Below are 21153 nucleotides of genomic sequence, written 5' to 3'. Positions count from 1 at the left end.
ATCGACACAAGCGCCTGTCCCCTGGACGGGCGCTTCGTGTCTGCGGTCTAGCCTGGTGACATGAATTCGATCACGGTGCAGCAGCTGCGCGAGCGCGAGGGCGTTCCTCTCATCGATGTGCGCGAGGTGGAGGAGTTCGCCTCCGGCCACGTCCCCGGTGCCGTCAACGTTCCCATGTCGACCATCGGCGACAACCTGGATCGCCTCCCCGAGGGACCCTTCGACGTCATCTGCCAGATGGGCGGTCGCTCGGCCCGCGTCGTGCAGGCGCTCGAGGCCCGCGGGTACGAGGTCACGAACGTCGACGGCGGCACGGGCGAGTGGATCGCCGCGGGCTACCCGGTCGAGTCCTGAGGTCGTATACCCGATTTAGGATGTGAGCGTGAGAACAATCACGCTCATCGGCAAAGAAGGCTGTCACCTCTGCGACGTCGCGCGCGGGGTGATCGAGCACGTCCTCGCCGAGCTCCCCGACGAGGCGGCTGACCGGATCCAGCTCGAGGAGAAGTCCATCCTCGAAGACGCGGCGCTGCACCAGCAGTGGGCCGAGAAGATCCCCGTCGTCATGATCGATGACAACCTGCACGCGTACTGGCGTGTGAACCCCGAGCGGTTGCGTGCCGCCGTCGACGATGCCACCCGCCCCGAAGGAGCAACACTGTGACCATCCGCCACATCGTCGCCTGGAAGCTCGCCGCCACCGACGCCGATCAGCGCGTCGAAGACGCCGCCGGCATCACCACGCGGCTTCTCGCCCTCGACGGCGTCGTGCCCAGCATCCGCGCGATCTCCGTGGGGGCGGACGTGCTCGGCGGCGAGAACTGGGATGTGGCCATCGTCGCCGACTTCGATGATCTCGACGGTCTGCGCGAGTACATCGACCACCCGGCGCACCAGGAGGTCGTCGCCTACGTGCGCTCGGTGGTCTCCTCACGCGTCGCGGTGGACTTCGAACTCTGATCCTGCTCGTCCCCGCTTGAGACGACGGGGATCGCCTGCGTGAAGGTGTCTGCGCGAGCCTCGGCCTCGGCGCTGCCCGTGAACAGTCCCGCATCCTGTGGGGTCGGCTCGTGTGTCTGCACGGCCGGACCGCCCGGTTCCGTCATGAGCACCCGCTGGACGGGCAGGGCCGTGGGCATGGCGGCCTGGGTCCAGGTGACCATCGCTTCCCGCACCAGGCAGCGCAGGTCGAACAGGGTCGGCGCGTCCCGCGCCGTGACCAGGATGCGCACGCGCACGTATCCACCGGTGGCCTCGGTCACCTGCAGGACGCTGGCGCGGCCGTCCCACAGGTCGGTGTGCGCGAGCACCTCATCGAGGTGTTCCCGCATCCGCGCGGGCGACACGCGCCAGTCCAGGTCGAGCTCGACGGCGCCGAGCAGCTCGGAGCCGCGACGGGTCCAGTTCTGGAACGGCGTGGTGGTGAAGTACGTGCACGGCAGCACGAGTCTGCGCTCGTCCCACAGATCCAGCACGACGTAGCTGAGGGTGATCTCACCCACCCGGCCCCACTCGCCCTCGACCACGACGACGTCATCGACGCGCAGGGCGTCGCTGAACACGATCTGCAGGCCCGCGAAGATGTTGGCGAGCACGGACTGCGCCGCGAGTCCGGCGACGATCGAGGCGATTCCCGCAGATGCCAGCACGCTCGCGCCCACCGCCCGGACGGCCGGAAAAGTGAGCAGCGCTGCTCCGATGGCGAGCACGACGATGAGGACGATCGCGAGACGCTTGACGATGAGCGTCTGGGTGCGGATGCGGCGAGCGAGCCGGTTGTCGGGGACGTCGATGCGGTAGCGGCCCAGGGTGAGGTCGGTGGTGAAGGCGACGAGGGCGCCCAGCAGCCACGCGGTCGCACCGATGACGAGGATCGTGAACGCCTGGTCGAGCACCGGACGCCACTCCCGCAGCGGAAACGCGGCCGCCACCGAGATCCAGGTCGCGACGAGGAACGCGAGGACCCGGAAAGGGGCCCGCGCGCGGCGCACGAGGCCCGCAGGCCACGACTTCCGCCGTCCGGTGAGTCGGGTCAAGACGGTCGCGGCGACGGCCACCACCGCGGCGGCGACCAGGGCGATGGCCAGGATCAGGGCGAACTGGGCCCAGGGGTTGTCGAGCATGGTCCTCCTTCGGGTCCGACCACGCTAGAGGGTGAGCCCGAACCCGCCGCTCGACTCGACAGCAGGTGCCGCCTCCGTGATACTTCGCGGCCTCGGGGGTCTCTCTTCGTGGCGTGACACCTCTCCGCATCCGCTCGCCGCCTCATCCGCCGGGAGTGTGGCGCCACACTTTTCCGCATCCGCGCCAGAAATTCACTGTCGCGGATGCGGAAAGGTGTGGCAGGTGCGCAACTGCGTCGCAACTCGGGCAGGGGCAGTGGCCAGGCGCAGGGGGCAGGGGGAAGGGGCGGTTCGCTCGGGCCGTGTGGTCGGGCCGTTCCGATCAGTCGCGGGGGCGTGTCGCGACCGGCACGGGATCGAGGGTGATCCGCACCGTGTCGCCGTACTGCACGCGCTCACCCGCGTCGTGCTGCACGTTCAGCATCGTGCCGTCGGCCGTGCGCACCACCGAGCGCCGGAAGCTGCCGAGGAACGTGCTCTCCTGCACGGTCGCGTCGACCCCCGGGGCATCGGATGCGGTGAAGCGCACGTTCTCGGGCCGCACGAAGACCTCGACGGGGCCCGCATCCGCCGGCGTCTGCAGCGGGAGGCGCTGTCCCCAGACGTCGACGAACTCACCGACGACGCTACCCGGCACCAGGCTGGAGACGCCGACGAAGGCAGCCACCTGCGCCGTGGCCGGCCGCAGGTACAGCTCCTCCGGCGTGCCGATCTGGTCGATGCGGCCCGCGTTCATCACCGCGATGCGATCGGACACCGCGAGCGCCTCCTCCTGGTCGTGGGTCACGAACACGGTCGTGATCCCGAGGCGCAGCTGGATGCGGCGGATCTCGTCGCGCAGCTGCACACGCACCTTCGCGTCGAGCGCGGACAGCGGCTCGTCGAGCAGCAGCACCCGCGGCTCGGTCACGAGTGCGCGCGCGAGGGCCACACGCTGCTGTTGTCCGCCGGAGAGCTGGTGCGGGAACCGGTCGGCGAGGTGGCCGAGGCCGACGAGGTCGAGCGCATCCCCCGCGCGCCGAGCAGCCTCGGCCTTGCCGACGCCGCGACGGCGCAGTCCGAACCCGGTGTTCTCGAGCACCCGCAGGTGCGGGAAGAGCGAGTACGACTGGAACACCATGCCGATGTCGCGCTTGTTCGTGGGCACGCTCGACACGTCGCGGCCCGCGAGGAGCACGGCGCCGTCGGTGGCGCGCTCGAGGCCGGCGAGCACGCGCAACGCGGTGGTCTTGCCGCACCCCGATGGGCCCAGCAGCGACACGAACTCGCCAGGGGCGATGTCGAGGTCGACGCCGTGCAGCACGCGCGTGGCGCCGTAGTCCTTGACGACGCCGCGGAACTGCACGCGGGTGCCGGAGCCGGCCTCCGCCAGCAACATGTTGTCGGAGGTGGAGGGGAGCCCCCGCAGCGGGGTGTCTGCCGTGGTCATGAGTTCTTCCTTCCGGCGCCCAGGCGTCCGGCCCGGCCGATGATGAGCAGCAGCACGAACGCGAAGGCGAGTGCCAGCAGGGTGAAGATCGCGGCGGCCCAGGCATCCTGTCGGTTGATGAGAACGAGCGCCGTCTGCAGCACCTGGCGGTTCAGCAGGGACGCGATTGTGAACTCGCCCAGCACGACGGCGACCGAGATGAGGGATGCGGCGAGCAGCCCCTGTCGGAGGTTGGGGACGATGACACGCACGAGCACGGCGAACCACCCCGCGCCGAGGGTGCGTGCGGCCTCCGAGAGCGTCTTGATGTCGATCGCGTCGATCGACGCCTGGATCGAGCGGTACGTGAACGGCAGCACCAGCACGCCGTATGCGAAGGCGAGCGTCCACGCGCCGGTGCCGAGGGTTCGACCGATCTGCAGGTAGATCGGCGCGAGGCCGACGACGAGCACGATCGCGGGGATCGAGATCGGCAGCAGGGCGAGGAACTCGAAGCCGCGCCGCAGCTGCGGGAACTTCAGCGCGACGAGCACCATCGTCGGCGTGAACAGGAACAGCACGAGGGCGACGGTGACGGCCGCGAGCGAGAGCGAGTTGCCGAGGCCCGTCCAGATCGGGGCGTACTTCGCCGCGTTCGCGGGATCGAAGACGGCCAGCCACCGCGTCGGGGTGAGCGCGTCGGTGCCGGGCAGCGGCGCGAGCGTGAACAGGACCGTTGCGACGAACGGGACGGCGAAGACGGCGCCGACGACGATGCCGATGATCCAGCGGGTGAGGGGGGAGGGGGCGAAGGTCTTCACGCCTGCCACCTCGCTGTCCGCCGCTGGATGAGGGCGTACACGCCCATCACGACGGCGACGACCACGATCATGCCGAACGCGAGGGCGCCGGCGAGGTTCTCGCGTCCGAGCAGCGTCTCGCTCGTGAGGGCCGTGCGGATCTGCAGCGGCACGATCTGCGAGCCCTGGCTCGCGAGCGCCGCCGCTGTCGCATACGACGAGAACGCGTTCGCGAACAGGAGCAGGAGGCTCGCGAGGAACGACGGGGCGAGCACCGGGATTCCGATGTGCAGCCAGAAGCTGCGAGGCGTGCCGCCGAGGGTGAGGTGCGCCTCGGCCCACTGGGGCTTCAGAGCCGCGAGAGCCGGCATGAAAGTGATGATCATCAGGGGCACCTGGAAGACGATGTACGCCGGGATGAGGCCGGGAACCGAGTAGATCCACGCGCCGTCGGCGTACGGGTCGATGCCGAGCAGGTTCTTCAGCATCAGGGTGACGACACCCTGCGTGCCGATGGCAGCGACCATGACGAAGGCGAGCATCACGCCGCCGAACTGCGCGAGGACGCCGGATGCGGCATCCACCGTGCTGCGCACGAAACCGGTCTCGGGAAGGCCCAGCATCGCGTAGCAGACCAGGGCACCCACGACCGCGCCGAGCAGTGCCGTGAGCAGCGATACCCAGGTGGAGTTCCAGAAGGTCATGAGGATGACCGGGTCGCCCAGCGCCGCGATGTTGTCGAGCGTGAAGGCGCCGTGCGCGTCGAAGTGCCCGGAGCCGACGGCGAGAACGGTCGGCAGGGCGAGGAAGAGGGCGATGTACGCCGCGAACGGAGCAAGGCCGAGCCAGGACAGGTCACGCCCGGCGCCCCGCCGCCGGGGAGCCTGGGGCTCCCGGGCGACGGGGCGCGCGTCGTGCGTGTCGCGGGCGGCCGCGACGGATGCGGTCACGAGACGGCCGCGGCCCACTTCTCGCCGAGCAGGGTGCCGGCGTCGGTGCTCTGCTGCTCCGTGGGCACGACGGTCTTGTCGGGCGTGGCCGGCAGGGAGGCGGCGAGCTTCTCGTCGAGCGTGCCCGCGGTCTGCATGGCGTCCATGCGCGCCGGGCGGGCGCCGCCGGCGAGCCACAGGTTCTGAACTTCGTCGCTGTAGAGGAACTCCTGCCACAGGCGAGCCGCCGCAGGGTGCGGGGCGTTCTTGTTGATGGCCTGGTTGTAGTAGCCGGCGTAGCCGGTGCCGTCGAAGACGACGACCTTCCAGTTGGGGTTGCTCTGGCTGTGGGTCGCGTTGAGGTAGTCCCAGTCGAAGACGACGGGCGTCTCGCCGCTGGCGACGGTCGCGCTGGTGACGTCGAGCTTGAGCATGTTGCCGGCCGCGTTCAGCTTGCTGAAGAAGTCGATGCCAGGCTGGTAGTCGTCGAGCGTGCCGCCGGACTGCACCGTGGCCATGCCCACCGCGGCGAAGGCGGCACCGGCCTGCGTCGGGTCGCCGTTGATGGCGACCGCGCCGCGGTACTCGTCGCCGAGGAGGTCGTCGAGGCTCTTCGGGGCGGGGAAGCGCGACGAGTCGTAGCCGACCGACATGTACCCGCCGTAGTCGCCGACGAACAGACCCGTCGGCTCCTTGAGGGCGTCGGGGATGTCGTCCCAGGTCTGCACCTTGTAGGGCGCGAACGAGTCCGTGTTCTGCAGGGCGACGGTGAGTCCCAGGTCGAACACGTCGGGGGCGGTGTCGAGTCCCTCGTTGGTCTTCGCCGCCTGGATCTCCTCGGCGCTCGAGATGTCGGGCGACTGCTCCTCGATGGAGATCTCCGGGTAGCGCTGGGCGAACAGGTCGAGGATCGCGCCGTAGTTGGCCCAGTCGCGCGGCAGCGCGATCACGTTGAGCTTGCCCTCGGTCTTCGCCGCGGCCTCGAGGTCGGCGAAGGTGCCGAAGTCGGCGACGCTCGTGGCGGACTGCGCCTTCGCGGAGTCGTCGGAGGCTGCGCCGGCGGTGCCTGCGCAGCCGGCCAGGGCGACGGCGGCGATCGCCGTCAGAGCAATCCCGGCGGCGGCGCGGCCGCGGCGGGTGGAGCGGATGGTCATGCGGATTCCTCTCGGGTAGTTCGATGCGGCCGCGCGCGAGGGGCGCGACAGATCGGGACGAGAGGAAGGTATGAGGAGGCGGTGACGGATGCCGACAGCAGTGGTGAACGGGCGGTGTACGCAGCGTGGCCAGTACGGTTGGCCGGGGCGCGGGCCCGCCGCATCCGCCGGCTCGGCTCAACGCAAGAGCGCCACTTCTGCGCACCTGCCACAGGATCAACCTGTCGCGGCTGCGCAGAAGTGGCGCATCTGCTCACCTGCGTCGCAACTCGGGCACCGGAAGAGGGGGCCCAGAGCTTCGGCGGATCAGGGGGCGAGGCGTGTGGGCCCGCGGAAGAGGAAGGTCACCTCGCGGATCGAGTCCTGCCCGAGCATGAGCATCAGCACGCGAGCCAGACCCATGCCGAAGCCGCCGTGCGGCGGGATGCCGTAACGGAAGAAGTCGAGGTAGTGCTCGAGGCCCTCGAGCGACAGGCCCTTCTCCAGCGCCTGCGCCTCGAGCACCTCGATGCGGTGCTCGCGCTGCGCACCCGTGGTGATCTCGGTGCCGTTGAACAGCAGGTCGTAGCTGTTCGTGAGCCCGGTCTCGGCGTTGCGCATGTGGTAGAACGGCCGAATCTCCGGGTGATAGTCGGTGATGAACACGAACTGGTGGCCGTAGGTCTCGCGCACGTGGGCGGAGATCTGACGCTCGCCCTCGGGGTCGAGGTCGCCGTCGGTGCGCGGGATGTCGTAGCCGCGCGCCTTCACGATCTCGCGCGCCTCGGCGAGCGGGATGCGGGGGAACGGGAGCGTCGGCACGACGACGTCGATGTCGAACAGCTCCTTGATCTCGTCGCCGTGCTTCTCCTTGACCGCGGTGAAGGCCGCCGCGAGCAGTTCCTCCTGCATCGCGGCGACATCCTCGTAGGAGTCGATCCAGGACAGTTCGGCGTCGACCGAGGTGAACTCGGTCGCGTGGCGGCTGGTGAAGCTGGGGTCGGCGCGGAACACGTCGCCAATCTCGAAGACCTTGCCGAAGCCGGCGGCCTGCGCCATCTGCTTGAAGTGCTGCGGACTCTGCGCCAGGTACGCCGTCTGGTCGCCGAAGTACTCCAGCGCGAACAGTTCCGCGTTGCCCTCGGCGGGCGTGGACATGAGCTTGGGGGAGTGGATCTCGACGTAATCGCGCTCCACCCAGTACGTGCGCATGGCGTGCTCGAGCGTCGTCTGGATACGGAAGATCAGGTTGTTGCGGCGCTGACGCAGGTCGATGAAACGCCAGTCCATGCGCTTGTCCAGACCGCTGTCGGCGGCGATGGGCGTCTCCGGCAGCGCCGCAGCCGCGATCTCCAGCGACGCGATCTTGATCTCGACGCCGCCGAGTTTGACGCGCTCGTCGTGCTTCAGCTCACCCGTCACCGTCAGGAACGTGCCGGTGGCGAGGTTCGAGATCGTCTCGGTCAGCGCGAGCGCTGCCGCCTGCTCGGCCGTCGCGTCCTCGCCGAGCTCGCGGGTCGCGGGGTTCACCAGCTGCACCGCGCCGGTCTCATCGCGCAGGATGACGAACTGCACCTTCTTCTGGTCGCGGACGGTCTCGACCCAACCGGACACCGAGACACCTCCCGCGGGGAGGGACTTCAGCTGCTTGACCAGAACGCGTTCACTCACGAGAGAGCAGTCTACGGGCCGTGCCCCGCGCCCGTACGATGGCGGCGTGAGCAGTGAACGCCCCGGCGAGGAGCCCGCGATCTTCCGGTTGCCGCCCGAGTCGTTCCGCGTCGGCTCCGACGAGGCTCCGCACGCCCGCCCCGAGCCTGCTCCGCATCGCGAACCCGCCGAGCCGAGGCCGCAGCGCGACGCTGAGCCGACCGCTCCGCGTCGGCGGCGCAAGGCATGGGACATTGTCCTGACGATCGTTCTGCTGGTCTCCACCGCGGCGGTCTCGGCCGTCGCATCGACGTTGGCGCTCCTGCTTGCCTCCTCCTCCACCGGATGCGGCGCCGACGGCCGCGTCTGCCGCACGGAACTGCTCCAGGGCGGAGTGTGGACCATGCTGACCGTGCCGTGGATCGTCTTCGTGCTGACCGCGTTCTTCGCGGTGCTCCTGCTGGTCGTCCGGCGCCGTGCCTTCTGGGTGCCGCTGGCGGGAAGCGTCCTCGCCGCGCTGGGCTGGCTCGTGGGCGCCGTCCTGCTCTGGGCCGCCGTCTAGTCGTCTCGACCGCCGGGCCTTTTCCCAGCCGCGGTTCACCGGGGACGGGTACCGTGTGCGCGACGCACGACATCCTTCGCCCGATCACCGAGAGTCTCGAGGACCCCGATGACCCAGGTCGCCCTGCCTGTCCGCGCCTCGTCGAGCGAATCCTGGCTGAGCCAGCTGATGGACGCGCTGGTCGGACTGATGGAGTGGATCGGCCCCATCGGCGCCGGAATCGCGATCGCCCTGGAGAGCGTCTTCCCGCCGCTGCCGAGCGAGGCGATCCTTCCGATGGCGGGCGTCACGGCCAGTCGCGGTGGCTTCACCCTCGCCGAGGCGCTCCTGTGGACGACGGCGGGCTCCGTGGTTGGTGCGCTCGCCCTTTACGGCATCGGCGCGTGGCTCGGCATCGACCGGTTGCGTCGGGTCGCGGCGAAGGTCCCGCTGCTGCATCCGGAAGACATCGACCGCACGGTCGCCTGGTTCCACAAGCACGGCGGCAAGGCCGTGTTCTTCGGGCGGATGGTGCCGCTGTTCCGCAGTTTCATCTCGATCCCCGCCGGTGTCACCCGCATGCCGCTGTGGCGCTTCGTGCTGCTGACGGCTGCCGGGAGTTTGTTGTGGAACGCGATCTTCGTGCTGGCCGGCTACTTCCTCGGCGAGTCGTGGCACATCGTCGAGCAGTATGCCGAGGTGTTCCAGGTGATCGTGATCGTGGGCGTCGCCGTCGGCATCGCCTGGTTCGTCTACGCGCGCGTGCGGTCCCTGCTCGCCCATCGGCGCCGCGTGGACGCCCGCGACTGACCGCTACCAGCTGACGCTCAGTCTCTTCATATCCGCCATCCACGTAAAATCGGGGGGTGCCCGCCGAACGCCTCCACCTCGTGCGCCATGGCGAGGTCCACAATCCCGGCCGTGTCCTCTACGGTCGGCTGCCCGAGTTCCGGCTGAGCGCGGCGGGCCGTCGGATGGCGCGCCAGGCCGCGGAGCACGTGCACGACGCGGGGCGACCCGTCACCGCGCTGATCTGTTCGCCGTTGCAGCGCACACGGGAGTCCGCCGAGCCGTTCACCGAGCTCTTCGGTTTCGAGCCCGTCGTCGAGCCCGACGTGATCGAGCCCTGGAACGTGTTCGAGGGCAAGAGGATGCGGCGGGCCCTCGCCAACCCCCTGAACTGGCGTCATGTGACGCGCCCCGCCGTCCCGAGCTGGGGCGAGCCGTATGCCGAGGTCGTCGCACGGATGCAGCGGGCGATGGCGAAGGCGTGGAACGCGGTTCCCGCGGGCGACGTGGTCATCGTCAGCCATCAGCTGCCCATCTGGGTCACCCATCTCGCGATCGCGGGCCTCCCCCTGCGGCACGACCCCCGCGCCCGGCGCTGCGCCCTGTCCAGCGTGACGAGCTTCGAGGGCGGCCCGGGAGCCTGGCGCGAGATCGCCTACGCGGAGCCCGCATCCGCCGACGGCGCCGTCGATGTAGGAGCAGTATGAGATTCCGTCCCCGCCGCCTCGCCGCAGCCCTCGTCGCCGGCGCGCTGGCCGTCACCCTCGCCGCCTGTTCGGCCAACGATTCCCTGGCCGCCCAGTACCGGGAGGGCTCGAACAAGGGCTACATCGGTGCCGACGGCGTCGCGGTCATCGAGACCCCGCCGGCCGAGCGTTCGGATCCCATCGTGTTCACGGGCGTCAGCGAGACGGGCAAGACGGTGACGAACGAGGACTACGCCGGTCAGGTGCTCGTCGTGAACTTCTGGTACGCCGCGTGCGGCCCCTGCATCGTCGAGGCGCCGCGGCTCGAGAAGTCGTACGAAGACCTGAAGGGCGAGAACGTGTCGTTCCTCGGCATCAACACCTACGACCAGGCGCCCACGGCCGCATCCTTCGCCAAGGACAACGGCATCAGCTACCCCAGCCTGCTGGCGGTCGACGACAGCAAGCTCAAGCTGTCGTTCGCCTCCGCCACGCCGCTCACGGCCACACCGACGACCCTCGTGCTCGACAAGGAGGGCCGGGTCGCCGCGCGCATCGTCGGCGAGCTCGGTGACGCCTCGATCCTCACGACGCTCGTGCGCGACGCCCTCAAGGAGGGTTCGTGACCGGCATCGTCGCCGAAGGAGCGCTCTGGGTCGCGATCCCGCTGGCGCTCGCCGCGGGCCTCGTCTCGTTCCTCTCGCCGTGCGTGCTGCCGCTCGTTCCCGGTTACCTCGGCTTCCTCGGGGGAGCGGCGGGCACCGCATCCGGTCGCAAGGGTCGCGGCCGCCTGCTGCTGAGCGTGCTCCTGTTCATCGCCGGGTTCACGGTGGTCTTCATGGCGATGACCGTGCTGGGCGGCTCGCTCGGTCGGTTCTTCCTGGAGTACTCCGACATCATCACGCGCGTGCTCGGTGCGGTCGTGATCGTCATGGGGCTCATCTTCATCGGTCTGTTCGGCTTCGCGCAGCGCACGTTCAAGCCCAACGTCCGGGGAAACCTGGGGCTGGTGGGCGCGCCGCTGCTCGGCCTCGCGCTCGGCATCGGCTGGGCGCCGTGCATCGGCCCGACGCTGGCGACGATCCTCGCGCTGTCGTGGAACATGGGCGACCCCGGCCGCGCGGCAGTCCTCGGACTCGCGTACTCGCTCGGCCTCGGCATCCCCTTCCTCCTGCTGGCGGCCGGCTTCGGCTGGGCCAGCAAGTCGGTGTCGTTCCTGCGCCGCCACATCCGTGCCATCAACATCTTCGGCGGCGTCCTGCTCATCGTTCTCGGTGTGCTGATGGTCACCGGCGTCTGGAGCTCACTCATGTCGCAGTTGCAGGGGGTGCTGGTCAATGTCCCGCTCCCCATCTGATCGAACCGACGTCTCCGAGCCGCTGCGGCCATCGGACCACGTCGACGGCCGCCCCGCTCCAGCGCGCGACGACGATGTGACGTCGCCGCGTCTCGGACCGATCGAGTGGCTCCGGTGGGGATGGCGGCAGCTGACGAGCATGCGCACGGCCCTCGTGCTGCTGCTGCTGCTGGCGATCGCCGCGGTTCCGGGCTCGATCTTCCCGCAGCGCTCGGCCGACCCGAACGGCGTGACGCAGTTCCGGTCCGACAACGCGGACCTCTTCCCGGTGCTCGACTGGTTCAAGCTGTTCGACGTCTACAGCTCGCCCTGGTTCTCGGCGATCTACATCCTGCTGTTCATCTCGCTCATCGGCTGCGTCATCCCGCGCACGCGGCACCACTGGAAGGCGCTGCGCGCACGCCCGCCCCGCACGCCCGCGCGCCTGTCGCGCCTCGACGACCACCGCGAGATGGTGGTGCGCCTGCCCGAGGGCACGGATGTCGCTGCCGCCGCGGAGGACGCGATCGCCTCGGCCGCAGCGCAGCTGCGCACCGCCCGCTACCGCGTCGAGCGCTACGACGGTCGCGGCGCGTTGTCGGTGTCGGCCGAGCGCGGATACCTCCGCGAGACGGGCAACCTGCTCTTCCACATCGCCCTCGTGGGTGTGCTCATCGCGGTGGGCGTCGGCGGCGCGCTGACGTACACCGGCCAGCGGGCCATGGTGCAGGGGACGAGCTTCGTGAACGCCCTGACGGACTACTCGTCCTTCAACCCCGGACGCTTCGTCGACGCCGACCAGCTCTCGCCGTACTCGATCACCCTCGACAAGTTCGACGTGACGTATCAGCCCTCCGGAACCGCGGCCGCGGGACAGGCCGGCGACTTCGTCGCGCACGTGACCACGCAGCTGCCGGGCCAGGATCCGCAGGACGGCGAGGTGCGCGTCAACCACCCGCTCGACATCGCTGGCGACCGCGTCTACCTGATGGGCAACGGATACGCGCCGATCGTCACGGTGCGCGACGCCGACGGCGACGTCGTCTTCCGCGACGCCGTGCCGTTCCTGCCGCAGAACAACAACATGACCTCGCTCGGCGTCGTCAAGATCGCCGACGGCATGCCGCAGCAGCTCGGTCTCGTGGGGTTCTTCTACCCGACCGCGCAGCCGCTGGACACCGGTGCGTACACCTCGGTCTACCCCGACCTGATCTATCCGGTGCTGAGCCTCGACGTCTACGAGGGCGACCTCGGCATCGACGACGGCACGCCCCGGTCGGTCTACACGCTGGATCCCACCGGGATGACCAAGCTCACCGGCATCGACACCGACAAGTCCTCCATCCAGCTGCTGCCCGGCCAGACGACCGACCTGCCGAACGGCCTCGGCACGATCACGTTCGAGAACGCGGCCGACCCGAGCCAGAACGAGATCACCGACGGCACCCTGGACTCGGGCTCGCCGGGCGCCGACTACTCGCAGGCCGTGCCGCGGTTCGTTTCGCTCTCCATCCACCACGACGTCGGAGCGCCCTGGGTGCTGCTGTTCGCGGTGATCGCGCTCGCCGCGCTCCTGCTGGCCCTTTTCGTGCCCCGTCGCCGGATGTGGGTGAAGGTCACTCCGCGCGAGGGAGCGCTGCTCATCGAGTACGCGGGTCTCGCGCGGGGAGAGGACCCACAGATCGCGGTCGCCGTCGACCAGCTCGCGGATCGGCATGCACGCGCCTTCGCCGACGCGGCGGAGGGCGAGATCATCGACGCGAATCGGCCGACCCCCGCCGCAGACCCGAAAGTAGACTGACCCCATGCCCGAACAGCTCTCGCTCGACGCGGTCTCGCTGCTCACCGTCTGGACGGCGGTCGCGATCTACGCCCTCGCGTTCATCGCTTACACGATCGACCTCGCCCGCCGCTCCGCCGACGCCGTCGACCGGCAGGACGCCCTCGTGCGCGAGCGCGAGCTCGTCGCCGCCGGCGGCGAGACGATCTCGCAGGTGCGGGCGAGCGAAGAGCGTGCCGCCGCATCCCTCTCGGCGCGCGGACGCGAGCGCTCGCGTCCTGTGTGGGCGCGCATCGGCACGTCGCTGACGTGGCTCGCGTTCCTCTTCCACCTCACCGGCGCGGTGCTGCGCGGCATCGCCGCCGAGCGGGTGCCGTGGTCGAACATGTACGAGTTCGCCCTCACGGGCACCGTGCTGATCGTGGCCGTGTACCTGGCCGTGCTGTTCCGTTACGACCTGCGCTTCCTGGGCGCCTTCATCACGGGCCTCGTCGCCGTGCTCATGGGCTGGGCGACGCTCCTCCACGTCGACGTCGTTCCGCTGGCCGACCCGCTTAAGAGCGTCTGGCTCGTGGTGCACGTGTTCGTGGCATCGCTGGCGACAGCGTTCTTCGCGCTCGCCTTCGCATTGTCGGTGACGCAGCTGCTGCAGGCGCGACGCGAGCGCAAGGCTGCTGCCGCCGACGCGAAGACGGGGCCGCGGTTCCTGCGCATCCTCCCCGGAGCCGACACGCTCGAGTCGCTCGCCTACCGGTTCGCGATCGTCGGCTTCATCTTCTGGACCTTCACCCTCATCGCCGGCTCCATCTGGGCCAACGACGCGTGGGGCCGTTACTGGGGCTTCGACACCAAAGAGGTGTGGACGTTCGTCATCTGGGTGCTCTACGCCGGCTACATCCACGCCCGCGCCACGCGCGGGTGGCGCGGCACGCGGTCGGCGTGGCTGTCGATCATCGGCTTCAGCGCCGTCATGTTCAACTTCACGATCGTGAACCTGTTCTTCAAGGGCCTGCACGTCTACAGCGGCATCAGCTGACCCGCATCCCTGCGACATGCCCCGGCGCCTTCGAGCGGCCGGGGCATGCTGCTGCCTGGGTGCGGCGGGTGTCGCATCCGAGCGTCCGAGCGTCCGAGCGTCCGAGCGTCCGAGCGTCGGAGAATCGGCCGAATGTCGGAGGATGCGGCGTGGATCCTCCGACGGGGGTGCGTTTCTCCGACCGGGGCGCAGGCCGGCCCCGCCACACGCCCGCGCCGGCGCGGCCCGGCCCCGGGGTCAGGCGGAGCAGGGCGGTGGGTCGTCCGCGTCCGGCCGTCGGGCATCCCGCATCCGCGCGTCGGAGAATCGGCCGAATGTCGGAGGATGCGGCGTGGATCCTCCGACCGGAGTGCGTTTCTCCGACCGGGGCGCAGGCCGGCCCCGCCACACGCCCGCGCCGGCGCGGCGCGGCCCGGGGTCAGGCCAGCGCGGCGCGGGCCGAGATGGTGCGGCGTCGGGAGACGACGACCGTCGTCGCCACGAGCGACAGCAGCAGCCACACGACAAGGGTCGTGACTCCGGCCGTCACCCCGCCGGCGCTCGTGAGAGCGCCGAGCATCGCGGCGTAGGCGGGCTGCACCGGCAGCACGGTGGCGATCGAGGTCAGCACGCCCGGAACGGTCGAGACGACCCCCGTGGCGACGACGAAGGCGCCGATGATGGCTCCGATCCACCTGCCTGCTCCGCCGAAGACGGCCACGAGCGCCTGGTTGACGCCGGCGAAAGCGACACCGGCGAGCACGCAGATCGCCGCGAAGATCGACCAGTCCGCCCAGTCGTAGCTGGCTGCGAGCTGCACGACGCCTGCCACGAGCAGCCCCTGCACGGCGCCAAGGATGGCCCCGGGAGCGAAGGCGCGCAGCGCGAGCGTCACCGAGGAGCGTCGGCTGGTGAGTGCTCGGGCGGATACCGCCTGGAACGCGACGTACGAGCCGAGTCCGCCGAACCAGAGCACGAGGGCGGTGAGCAGCGGGATGGCCGCCGCGCCGAAGAGGTTCGAGCCGATGCCCTGCGCCGAGACAGGCTCGGCGACGACGGATGCGGTCTGCTGCGCCTGCTCGTCGGTGTACGTCGGGACCTGGTCGACGGCCGTGTCCAGCCCGCTCGCGAGCGAGCTCGCCCCGCTCGAGAGCTGCCCCACGCCGTCGGCGAGCGAGGTGGCGCCCGTCGAGGCCTGGTCCGCCCCGCTCGCGAGGGCGCTCGCCCCACCTGCCAGTTGCGAGACGCCGCCCGAGAGCTGGGCGGCCCCCGCCGCGAGCTGGTCGGCGCCGGTCGCCAGATCGCCCGCCCCGGACTGCAGCCCGCGCGCACCGGCGGCGGCCTGCGCGATACCGGCGCTCGTGTCCGTCATGAGCTTGTCGATGCCGTCGGCCGTGCCCTGGCCGTAGCCCGCAGCCGTGCCGGCCGCCGTGCCGATGCCCGCGACGGTGCCGGGGGTCGGGTTCTTGGCATCGCCGATCGTGGCGAGCAGGTCGGCGCACAGGGTCGCCGTCGGGCCGTAGGTGACGTAGCACTGCTGGACGAGGCCGCCGAGGGTCTTGCCGAGCTCCTGCGTCTGCGTCAGGGCGCTGTTCGCGGCCGTCGTCGTGGCGGCGGCCGCGTTCTTGAGGTCCTGGTTCACGACGGCGCCGGACGCGGCATCGAGACCGGATGCGAGGCTCCCCGCCCCGTCGGAGAGCTGACGCGCGCCGGAGGCGAGCTGTTGAGCACCGCCGGGCAGGGCCGCGGCGCCCGTGGCGGCCTGTGCAGCACCGGAGGCGAGTTGATCGGCGCCCGTGGCGAGCTGGCCGACGCCGCTGGAGAGCTCGGTCGCGCCCTGCGCGGCACTCGCCGAGCCGTCGGCCAGCTGGGTCGCGCCGCTCGCGGCGTCACCCAACTGGTCGTGCAGCGTCGTGAAGCCGAGCAGAACGTTCGTCAGGTACTGCTTCGAGACGGCGTTGCCGAACACGGATGCGGCGGTCTGCGTGATCTGCGCCGTGATCGCCTGGTCGACGACGCGCCCGTCCGGCGCGGTCTCGACCGAGATCGTCGCCTGCTCCGGGGTCGAGCCGGGAGCGGTGGAGGTGGCCGCGGCCGAGAAGTTCTCGGGGATCGTGATGACGGCGCTGTAGGTGCCGTCGGCGAGGCCCGCGGCCGCATCCTCGTCGTTGGAGATCGTCCAGTCGATGTTGCTGGGAACATCCGACGAACCCTCGACGAGTCCCGCGGTGAGCTGGCGCCCGAGCGGGGCGAGCTGTCCGTTGATCTCGACCGGCTTGTCGTCGTTCACGATCGCGGCCGACATGTTCTCGAGTCGTTCCACGGGGTTGTAGAGGGCCGCCACGAGGAGCCCGCCGATGATGACGGGCAGCAGCACGATCCCGAGCACTGTCAGCCAGGTGACGGGACGTCGGGCGTGGGAGCGTTCGATGGGGACGGTCATGCGAGCACCTCCGCGGGGGACGTGGGAAGGGTGACGGGCTCGCCGGCGCGGTAGCCGGCGTCGGTGAGCAGGGTCCGTGCGGCCGCGATGTCGGATGCGGACCCGACCGCGGTGGCGACGAGGGTGAGTCCGCGTGAGGCGGCATCTCGGAGGACGGTGAGCGCCTCGTCGCGCTCGATGCGGGGCAGTCGTTCGAGGCGGTCGATGCCGTCGACGACGACGACCGCGGGGGAGCCCTCCACCGCGTGTCGGAGGTCGTCGACGGGGTCGGATGCGGTGGCCAGAAGAGCCATCCCGGCGCGCGCACGCACCCAGGCGCCGCGCTCCGGCAGCAGGTGGCCCGCGACCCGGAGGCGCCCGTCGCTCGGGCTCAGCCGGCCCGCCAGCACGAGCGTCAGCGCGTGCGTCGCGGCGGGGTCCTCCGCGGCCACCACCAGCGCCTCGCCCGGTTCGACGGTCGCATCCACCGGGCCGAACACGGGCCTCGCCTCGGTGCGCAGTGCGAGTCTCTCGGCGACGACGACGGCGGAGCCTTCGCTCGCCCACTCGCGCAGCGACAGCTCGCGTTCGACGGCCTCACCCTCGATGTCGAAGTGCGGCAGGATGCGCTCCAGCCACTTCGGCATCCACCAGGCCTTGTCTCCGAGCAGCGTCATGACGGCGGGCACGAGCGTCATGCGCACGAGGAACGCATCGATGGCGATCCCCGTCGCGAGTCCGAGCGCGATCGGCTTGAGATTCGAATCGCCCTCGGGGACGAAGGCCGCGAAGACGGCGAACATGATGATGGCCGCGGCGGTCACCACGCGGGCGGATGCGGTGTAGCCGCTGCGCACGGCCTCGAGCGCGATCTCTCGCGCCGGGCGGTGGGGGTTGTCGCGGCGAGCGTGAACGAAGTCCTCCCGCATCCGGGAGACGAGGAACACCTCGTAGTCCATCGCGAGACCGAACAGCACGCCCATCAGCACGATCGGCATGAAGCTGATGACCGGGCCGACGCGTGCCACGTGCAACAGGTCGGCGAACCAGCCCCACTCGAACACGGCGGCGACGACGCCGAACGAGGCGGCGACCGAGAGCAGGTAGCCGAGTGCGGCTTTGACCGGCACCCAGATGGAGCGGAAGACGATCATCAGAAGGATCAGGGAGAGCCCGACGACGAAGATGCCGAAGGGCAGCAGCGCCGCCGACAGGCGGTCGGAGATGTCGATGGCCACGGCCGTGAAGCCGGTGACCTGGAGATCGACGCCGTACTCGTCGAGCAGGCGGTCGTGCTGGGCGCGGAGCTCGCGCACGAGCTCGGCCGTGGCCGGGTCGTCGGGTGCGGTCTCCGGCACGATCTGCACGATGCCGGTGTCGGCCGCCTGGTTCGGGGTCGCGAGGGCGACCTCCTTCACACCCGGGATGCGGGAGATCTCGTCGCCGAGGTCTTTCATGAGGGTGAGCGGGTCGGTGGAGGTGACGATCGTCCCGGTCATGATGAGGGGGCCGTTGGCGCCGGGACCGAAGTGCTCGCTCGTGAGGTCGTACGCGACGCGGGCCTGGTCGCCCTTGGGGAGCTGGCCGGCGTTGGGCAGGGCGAGCGCGAGGCTCGTCGCGGGGATCGCGGCCACGCCGAGGGCCGCGACCACCGCCACGGTCGTCACAACGGGGTGGCGTGTCACCATGCCCACCCATCGCGCCGAGAAGCCGCGCCGGGCGGACGTGGCCGCATCCTGGGCCACGCGGCGGTCGCGCCTGCTCCAGCCGCGCACGCGCCCCTTGACGAAGCCGAGCATCGCCGGGGTGAGGGTGACCGCGACGAGCACGGCGATCGCGACGGCGACGGCAGCCGCGATACCCATCGTGGTTAGGAACGGGATGCCGGCGAAGCCGAGGCCGATGAGTGCGATGAGCACCGTCATGCCCGCGAAGAGCACGGCCGAGCCCGCGGTGCCGGTGGCCCGGGCGGCGGACTCCTCGGGGTCCGCTCCGTCTCGCACCTGGTCCTGATGTCGGGAGATGATGAACAGCGCATAGTCGATGCCCACGGCGAGCCCGAGCATCAGCGCGAGCAGCGGGGTCGTCGACGACACCGAGGCGAACGCGGTGGCCACGAAGATGAGCGCCATCGACAGTCCGACCCCCAGGATCGCCGTCATCAGCGGGAGTCCCGCGACGACGAACGAGCGGAAGGTCACGATCAGCACGATCAGCGCGATGATCAGGCCGACGAGTTCGGTGACGGTCACACCGGGAAGCGAGACAGCGAAGAGGTCGCCGCCGAGTGCGACCTGCGAGCCCGCGGGGAGGTCCGGCTCCAGCGCGTCGACGGTAGATTGCAGATCGGTGCGCGTGGACTCCGGCACGTCGGTGGCCTGACCGTCGAACTGCATCCGCACGATCGCTGCGCTGTCGTCGTCGGAGATGCTGCCGGTGATGGACGCGTCGTAGGGGTCGGTGACCGCGAGCACGCCGTCGAGCTTCTCGATCGTCGCGATCGTGTCCTCGATGTGCGTCCGGTAGTCGTCGTCCGTGATCTTCGTGCCGTCGGCGGCGACCACGACGAACTGCGCGTTGGTGCCGCTGACCTGGGGGAAGGTGCGCGAGAGCTGCTCGAGGCCCGCCTGCGACTCGGTGCCCGGGATCGAGAAGCTGTTGTCTGTTCCCTGCGAGAACACCGCGGCGCCGCCGCCAGCCAGGGCGAGCAGCAGCAGCCAGGCGACCAGGACGCGCCACGGGCGACGGTACGACCAGCGGCCGAGCGAGTACAAGAGCGTGGACACCGGTGCCTCCGTGGGTCGAGGTGATCGGGTTTCGATACAGGAGTGTATCCGATACAACTGTGTATCCTAGAGTCGCCTCCGTGGTGAACCTGGGCGATCGATGAGAGCCACATGGATGTGGTGGAAGGAGAGATCGTGACGCAGCCGGCCGTGCCCCGAAGTCGCGAGAACACCCGTGCGCGGCTGCTCGCCGCCGCATCCGAGGTCTTCGCCGAGTCGGGCCTGGAAGGCGCATCCGTCGAGGCGATCTGCGAGCGCGCCGGCTTCACGCGCGGCGCCTTCTACTCCAACTTCGCCTCGAAGGAGGAGCTGCTGCTCGGGCTGATGCAGCAGGTCGCCGATCAGAAGCTGGAGCAGGTGACCGAGCGGGTGCGCGAGCTCGGCGAGGATACTTCGGTCGACCGCAGTGTCGCCGCGCTCGTCACGAGCATCCTCGACGTCGGAACCGACGTGCCATCGGGTGTCGTGCTCATGAGCGAGATCCGCACGAACGCGATGCGCGACGAGCGGCTCGCCGCGGCCTACCTCGCCTGGGAGACCGCCATGGCGGAGCGGGTCGCGGAGATCATCGGCGATATCGCGGGTGCGTACCGGCTGCGGCTGCGCATGCCCGCGATCGAGTTCGCACGGCTGATCCTCGACGTGTGGGACGCCACTTGTGCCTTCGCGGTGATCTCGGGTCTCGCGCCCCTCGCCGCCAAGGACCTGCTGACCCGGCGCACGGCGACGCTGGCGGCGGCGGTCACGGACGCGGAGTGAGCCCGGACTCGCTCACGAGCCGATAACACCGCTCGAGCCGTTCCTCCCACCAGCTGCGGCGGGCGGCGTCAGCGGCATGCCTGTGCAACAGGTCGGCGTCCGCCACCGCACGTCGCACCTCGATCGCGCCGTCGGCGGCACGTAGCGGCGCGACGGTGACGTCGGCCGCCAGGAGCGACGCGGTCCCCAACCCGCAGTCGTAGTCGAGCTCGGGAATCGCCGCCGCGAGCGCGAGTCCCATGCCGAGTCCCACCGACGTGTCCAGGGCGCTGGAGACGACGGCGGGAAGCCCCGCATCCGCGACGATCCGCAGCGCTCGGCGCACACCTCCGAGCGGCGCCGCCTTCACCACCAGCAGATCGGCCGCCTGCTCGCGGGCGACGAGCAGCGGATCCGCGGCCTTGCGAACGCTTTCGTCGGCGGCGATGTCGATGCCGGAGCGGTGCACGCGCCAGCGAAGCTCGGCGAGCTCCGCCACGCTCGCGCACGGCTGTTCCGCGTACTCGAGGTCGTATTCGGCGAGCGCGCGCAACGCGTGCTCCGCCTCGTCGACGTTCCATCCGCCGTTCGCGTCGATGCGGATGCGGCCGGCCGGCCCCATCGCCTCGCGCACCGCGGCGACCCGTGCGATGTCGTCGGCCAGGGTCTGTCCGGCCTCGGCGACCTTCACCTTCGCGGTGCGGCAGCCGTCGAAGTGGCTGAGCACCTCCGCCACGTCGGATGCGGCGACCGCGGGCACGGTGGCGTTGACCGGGATGCGGGTGCGCACCGCATCCGGCTGCGGATTCCAGGCGAAGTCGATCGCCGCGGCCAGCCAGGTCGCCGCCTCGTCGTCGCCGTACTCGGTGAAGGGCGAGAACTCCGCCCACCCGGCGGGGCCCTCGAACAGGAGCGCCTCGCGCACGTCGATGCCCCGGAAGCGGGTGCGCAGCGGAAGCGCGACCACGTGGAGGTTCGAGCGGATGTCGGCGAGTGCGGGAGTCACCTCTCCATTGT

General features: G+C 70.3%; 20 protein-coding genes. 11 read left to right on the top strand and 9 right to left on the bottom strand.

Annotated features, from left to right (window positions below):
- Positions 1-60 precede the first annotated feature (60 nt).
- Genes KYX17_RS29945 through KYX17_RS29935 form a run of 3 tightly spaced genes read left to right on the top strand, consistent with a single transcriptional unit; the run spans position 61 to position 960 of the window.
- Complete coding sequence (locus KYX17_RS29945) at positions 61-354, top strand: rhodanese-like domain-containing protein (RefSeq protein WP_243233133.1); 294 nt, start codon at positions 61-63, stop codon at positions 352-354.
- A 28-nt stretch (positions 355-382) separates the two neighbouring features.
- Positions 383-664 carry a glutaredoxin family protein gene (locus KYX17_RS29940; RefSeq protein ID WP_243233131.1) on the top strand — a complete coding sequence of 94 codons (282 nt, stop codon included), beginning with the start codon at positions 383-385 and terminating at the stop codon, positions 662-664.
- Entirely contained in the window at positions 661-960 is a 300-nt protein-coding gene (locus tag KYX17_RS29935; protein WP_243233129.1) for a Dabb family protein, read from the top strand. Before KYX17_RS29940 ends, KYX17_RS29935 begins: the two co-directional genes overlap by 4 nt.
- Here KYX17_RS29935 and KYX17_RS29930 read toward each other — a convergent pair.
- The 6 genes from KYX17_RS29930 to aspS form a co-directional block, all read right to left on the bottom strand.
- Positions 909-2123 carry a mechanosensitive ion channel family protein gene (locus KYX17_RS29930; protein ID WP_243233127.1) on the bottom strand — a complete coding sequence of 405 codons (1215 nt, stop codon included), beginning with the start codon at positions 2121-2123 and terminating at the stop codon, positions 909-911. The genes KYX17_RS29935 and KYX17_RS29930 overlap by 52 nt on opposite strands.
- A gap of 322 nt (positions 2124-2445) precedes the next feature.
- Complete coding sequence (locus KYX17_RS29925; RefSeq protein ID WP_243233125.1) at positions 2446-3552, bottom strand: ABC transporter ATP-binding protein; 1107 nt, start codon at positions 3550-3552, stop codon at positions 2446-2448.
- Positions 3549-4352 (bottom strand): ABC transporter permease, encoded by an 804-nt coding sequence (locus KYX17_RS29920; protein ID WP_243233123.1) that lies wholly within the window; start codon positions 4350-4352, stop codon positions 3549-3551. The genes KYX17_RS29925 and KYX17_RS29920 overlap by 4 nt, the downstream gene beginning before the upstream one ends.
- Positions 4349-5281: an ABC transporter permease gene (locus KYX17_RS29915; RefSeq protein WP_374209004.1), complete on the bottom strand. Its 933-nt coding sequence runs from the start codon at positions 5279-5281 to the stop codon at positions 4349-4351. The genes KYX17_RS29920 and KYX17_RS29915 overlap by 4 nt, the downstream gene beginning before the upstream one ends.
- Positions 5278-6414, bottom strand: coding sequence for an ABC transporter substrate-binding protein (locus KYX17_RS29910; protein ID WP_243233121.1), 1137 nt, complete (start codon positions 6412-6414; stop codon positions 5278-5280). The genes KYX17_RS29915 and KYX17_RS29910 overlap by 4 nt, the downstream gene beginning before the upstream one ends.
- A 306-nt stretch (positions 6415-6720) precedes the next feature.
- On the bottom strand, positions 6721-8064 hold the full coding sequence (aspS, locus tag KYX17_RS29905) for an aspartate--tRNA(Asn) ligase (RefSeq protein WP_243233117.1): 1344 nt from the start codon (positions 8062-8064) through the stop codon (positions 6721-6723).
- Between the two features lie 46 nt (positions 8065-8110).
- On the opposite strand from aspS, the gene KYX17_RS29900 reads away from it, so the two are divergent.
- The 7 genes from KYX17_RS29900 to ccsB all read left to right on the top strand — a co-directional run bounded on the left by KYX17_RS29900 (position 8111) and on the right by ccsB (position 14211).
- Positions 8111-8605 (top strand): DUF6264 family protein, encoded by a 495-nt coding sequence (locus KYX17_RS29900; RefSeq protein ID WP_243233116.1) that lies wholly within the window; start codon positions 8111-8113, stop codon positions 8603-8605.
- A 108-nt stretch (positions 8606-8713) separates the two neighbouring features.
- Positions 8714-9394 carry a DedA family protein gene (locus tag KYX17_RS29895; protein ID WP_243233115.1) on the top strand — a complete coding sequence of 227 codons (681 nt, stop codon included), beginning with the start codon at positions 8714-8716 and terminating at the stop codon, positions 9392-9394.
- 56 nt (positions 9395-9450) lie between these two features.
- A complete protein-coding gene (locus tag KYX17_RS29890; protein ID WP_243233114.1) occupies positions 9451-10080 on the top strand; it encodes a histidine phosphatase family protein in 630 nt (209 codons plus the stop codon).
- Positions 10077-10685, top strand: a complete 609-nt coding sequence (locus KYX17_RS29885) for a TlpA disulfide reductase family protein (protein WP_243233113.1) — start codon at positions 10077-10079, stop codon at positions 10683-10685. Before KYX17_RS29890 ends, KYX17_RS29885 begins: the two co-directional genes overlap by 4 nt.
- Positions 10682-11416, top strand: coding sequence for a cytochrome c biogenesis CcdA family protein (locus KYX17_RS29880; RefSeq protein ID WP_243233108.1), 735 nt, complete (start codon positions 10682-10684; stop codon positions 11414-11416). Before KYX17_RS29885 ends, KYX17_RS29880 begins: the two co-directional genes overlap by 4 nt.
- On the top strand, positions 11397-13196 hold the full coding sequence (locus tag KYX17_RS29875) for a cytochrome c biogenesis protein ResB (protein WP_243233106.1): 1800 nt from the start codon (positions 11397-11399) through the stop codon (positions 13194-13196). Before KYX17_RS29880 ends, KYX17_RS29875 begins: the two co-directional genes overlap by 20 nt.
- 4 nt (positions 13197-13200) lie before the next feature.
- Positions 13201-14211 (top strand): c-type cytochrome biogenesis protein CcsB, encoded by a 1011-nt coding sequence (gene ccsB / locus KYX17_RS29870; protein WP_243233104.1) that lies wholly within the window; start codon positions 13201-13203, stop codon positions 14209-14211.
- Between the two features lie 418 nt (positions 14212-14629).
- Here ccsB and KYX17_RS29865 read toward each other — a convergent pair whose 3' ends face one another.
- Both KYX17_RS29865 and KYX17_RS29860 read right to left on the bottom strand, forming a co-directional pair.
- The gene (locus KYX17_RS29865) at positions 14630-16633 is read right to left on the bottom strand and encodes a YhgE/Pip domain-containing protein (RefSeq protein ID WP_243233102.1); all 2004 of its coding nucleotides are present in this window, start codon (positions 16631-16633) and stop codon (positions 14630-14632) included.
- Positions 16630-19398 carry an efflux RND transporter permease subunit gene (locus KYX17_RS29860; protein ID WP_243233100.1) on the bottom strand — a complete coding sequence of 923 codons (2769 nt, stop codon included), beginning with the start codon at positions 19396-19398 and terminating at the stop codon, positions 16630-16632. The genes KYX17_RS29865 and KYX17_RS29860 overlap by 4 nt, the downstream gene beginning before the upstream one ends.
- Positions 19399-19509: 111 nt before the next feature.
- Here KYX17_RS29860 and KYX17_RS29855 point away from each other — a divergent pair, with 111 nt between their 5' ends.
- Complete coding sequence (locus KYX17_RS29855) at positions 19510-20157, top strand: TetR/AcrR family transcriptional regulator (RefSeq protein ID WP_243233098.1); 648 nt, start codon at positions 19510-19512, stop codon at positions 20155-20157.
- Here KYX17_RS29855 and KYX17_RS29850 read toward each other — a convergent pair.
- Complete coding sequence (locus tag KYX17_RS29850; RefSeq protein WP_243233097.1) at positions 20141-21142, bottom strand: o-succinylbenzoate synthase; 1002 nt, start codon at positions 21140-21142, stop codon at positions 20141-20143. The two genes, KYX17_RS29855 and KYX17_RS29850, sit on opposite strands and share 17 nt — an antisense overlap.
- Positions 21143-21153: the final 11 nt, after the last annotated feature.

The sequence above is a fragment of the Microbacterium sp. CIAB417 genome, assembly GCF_022788845.1.
This window is presented reverse-complemented; position numbering and strand designations above follow the sequence as displayed.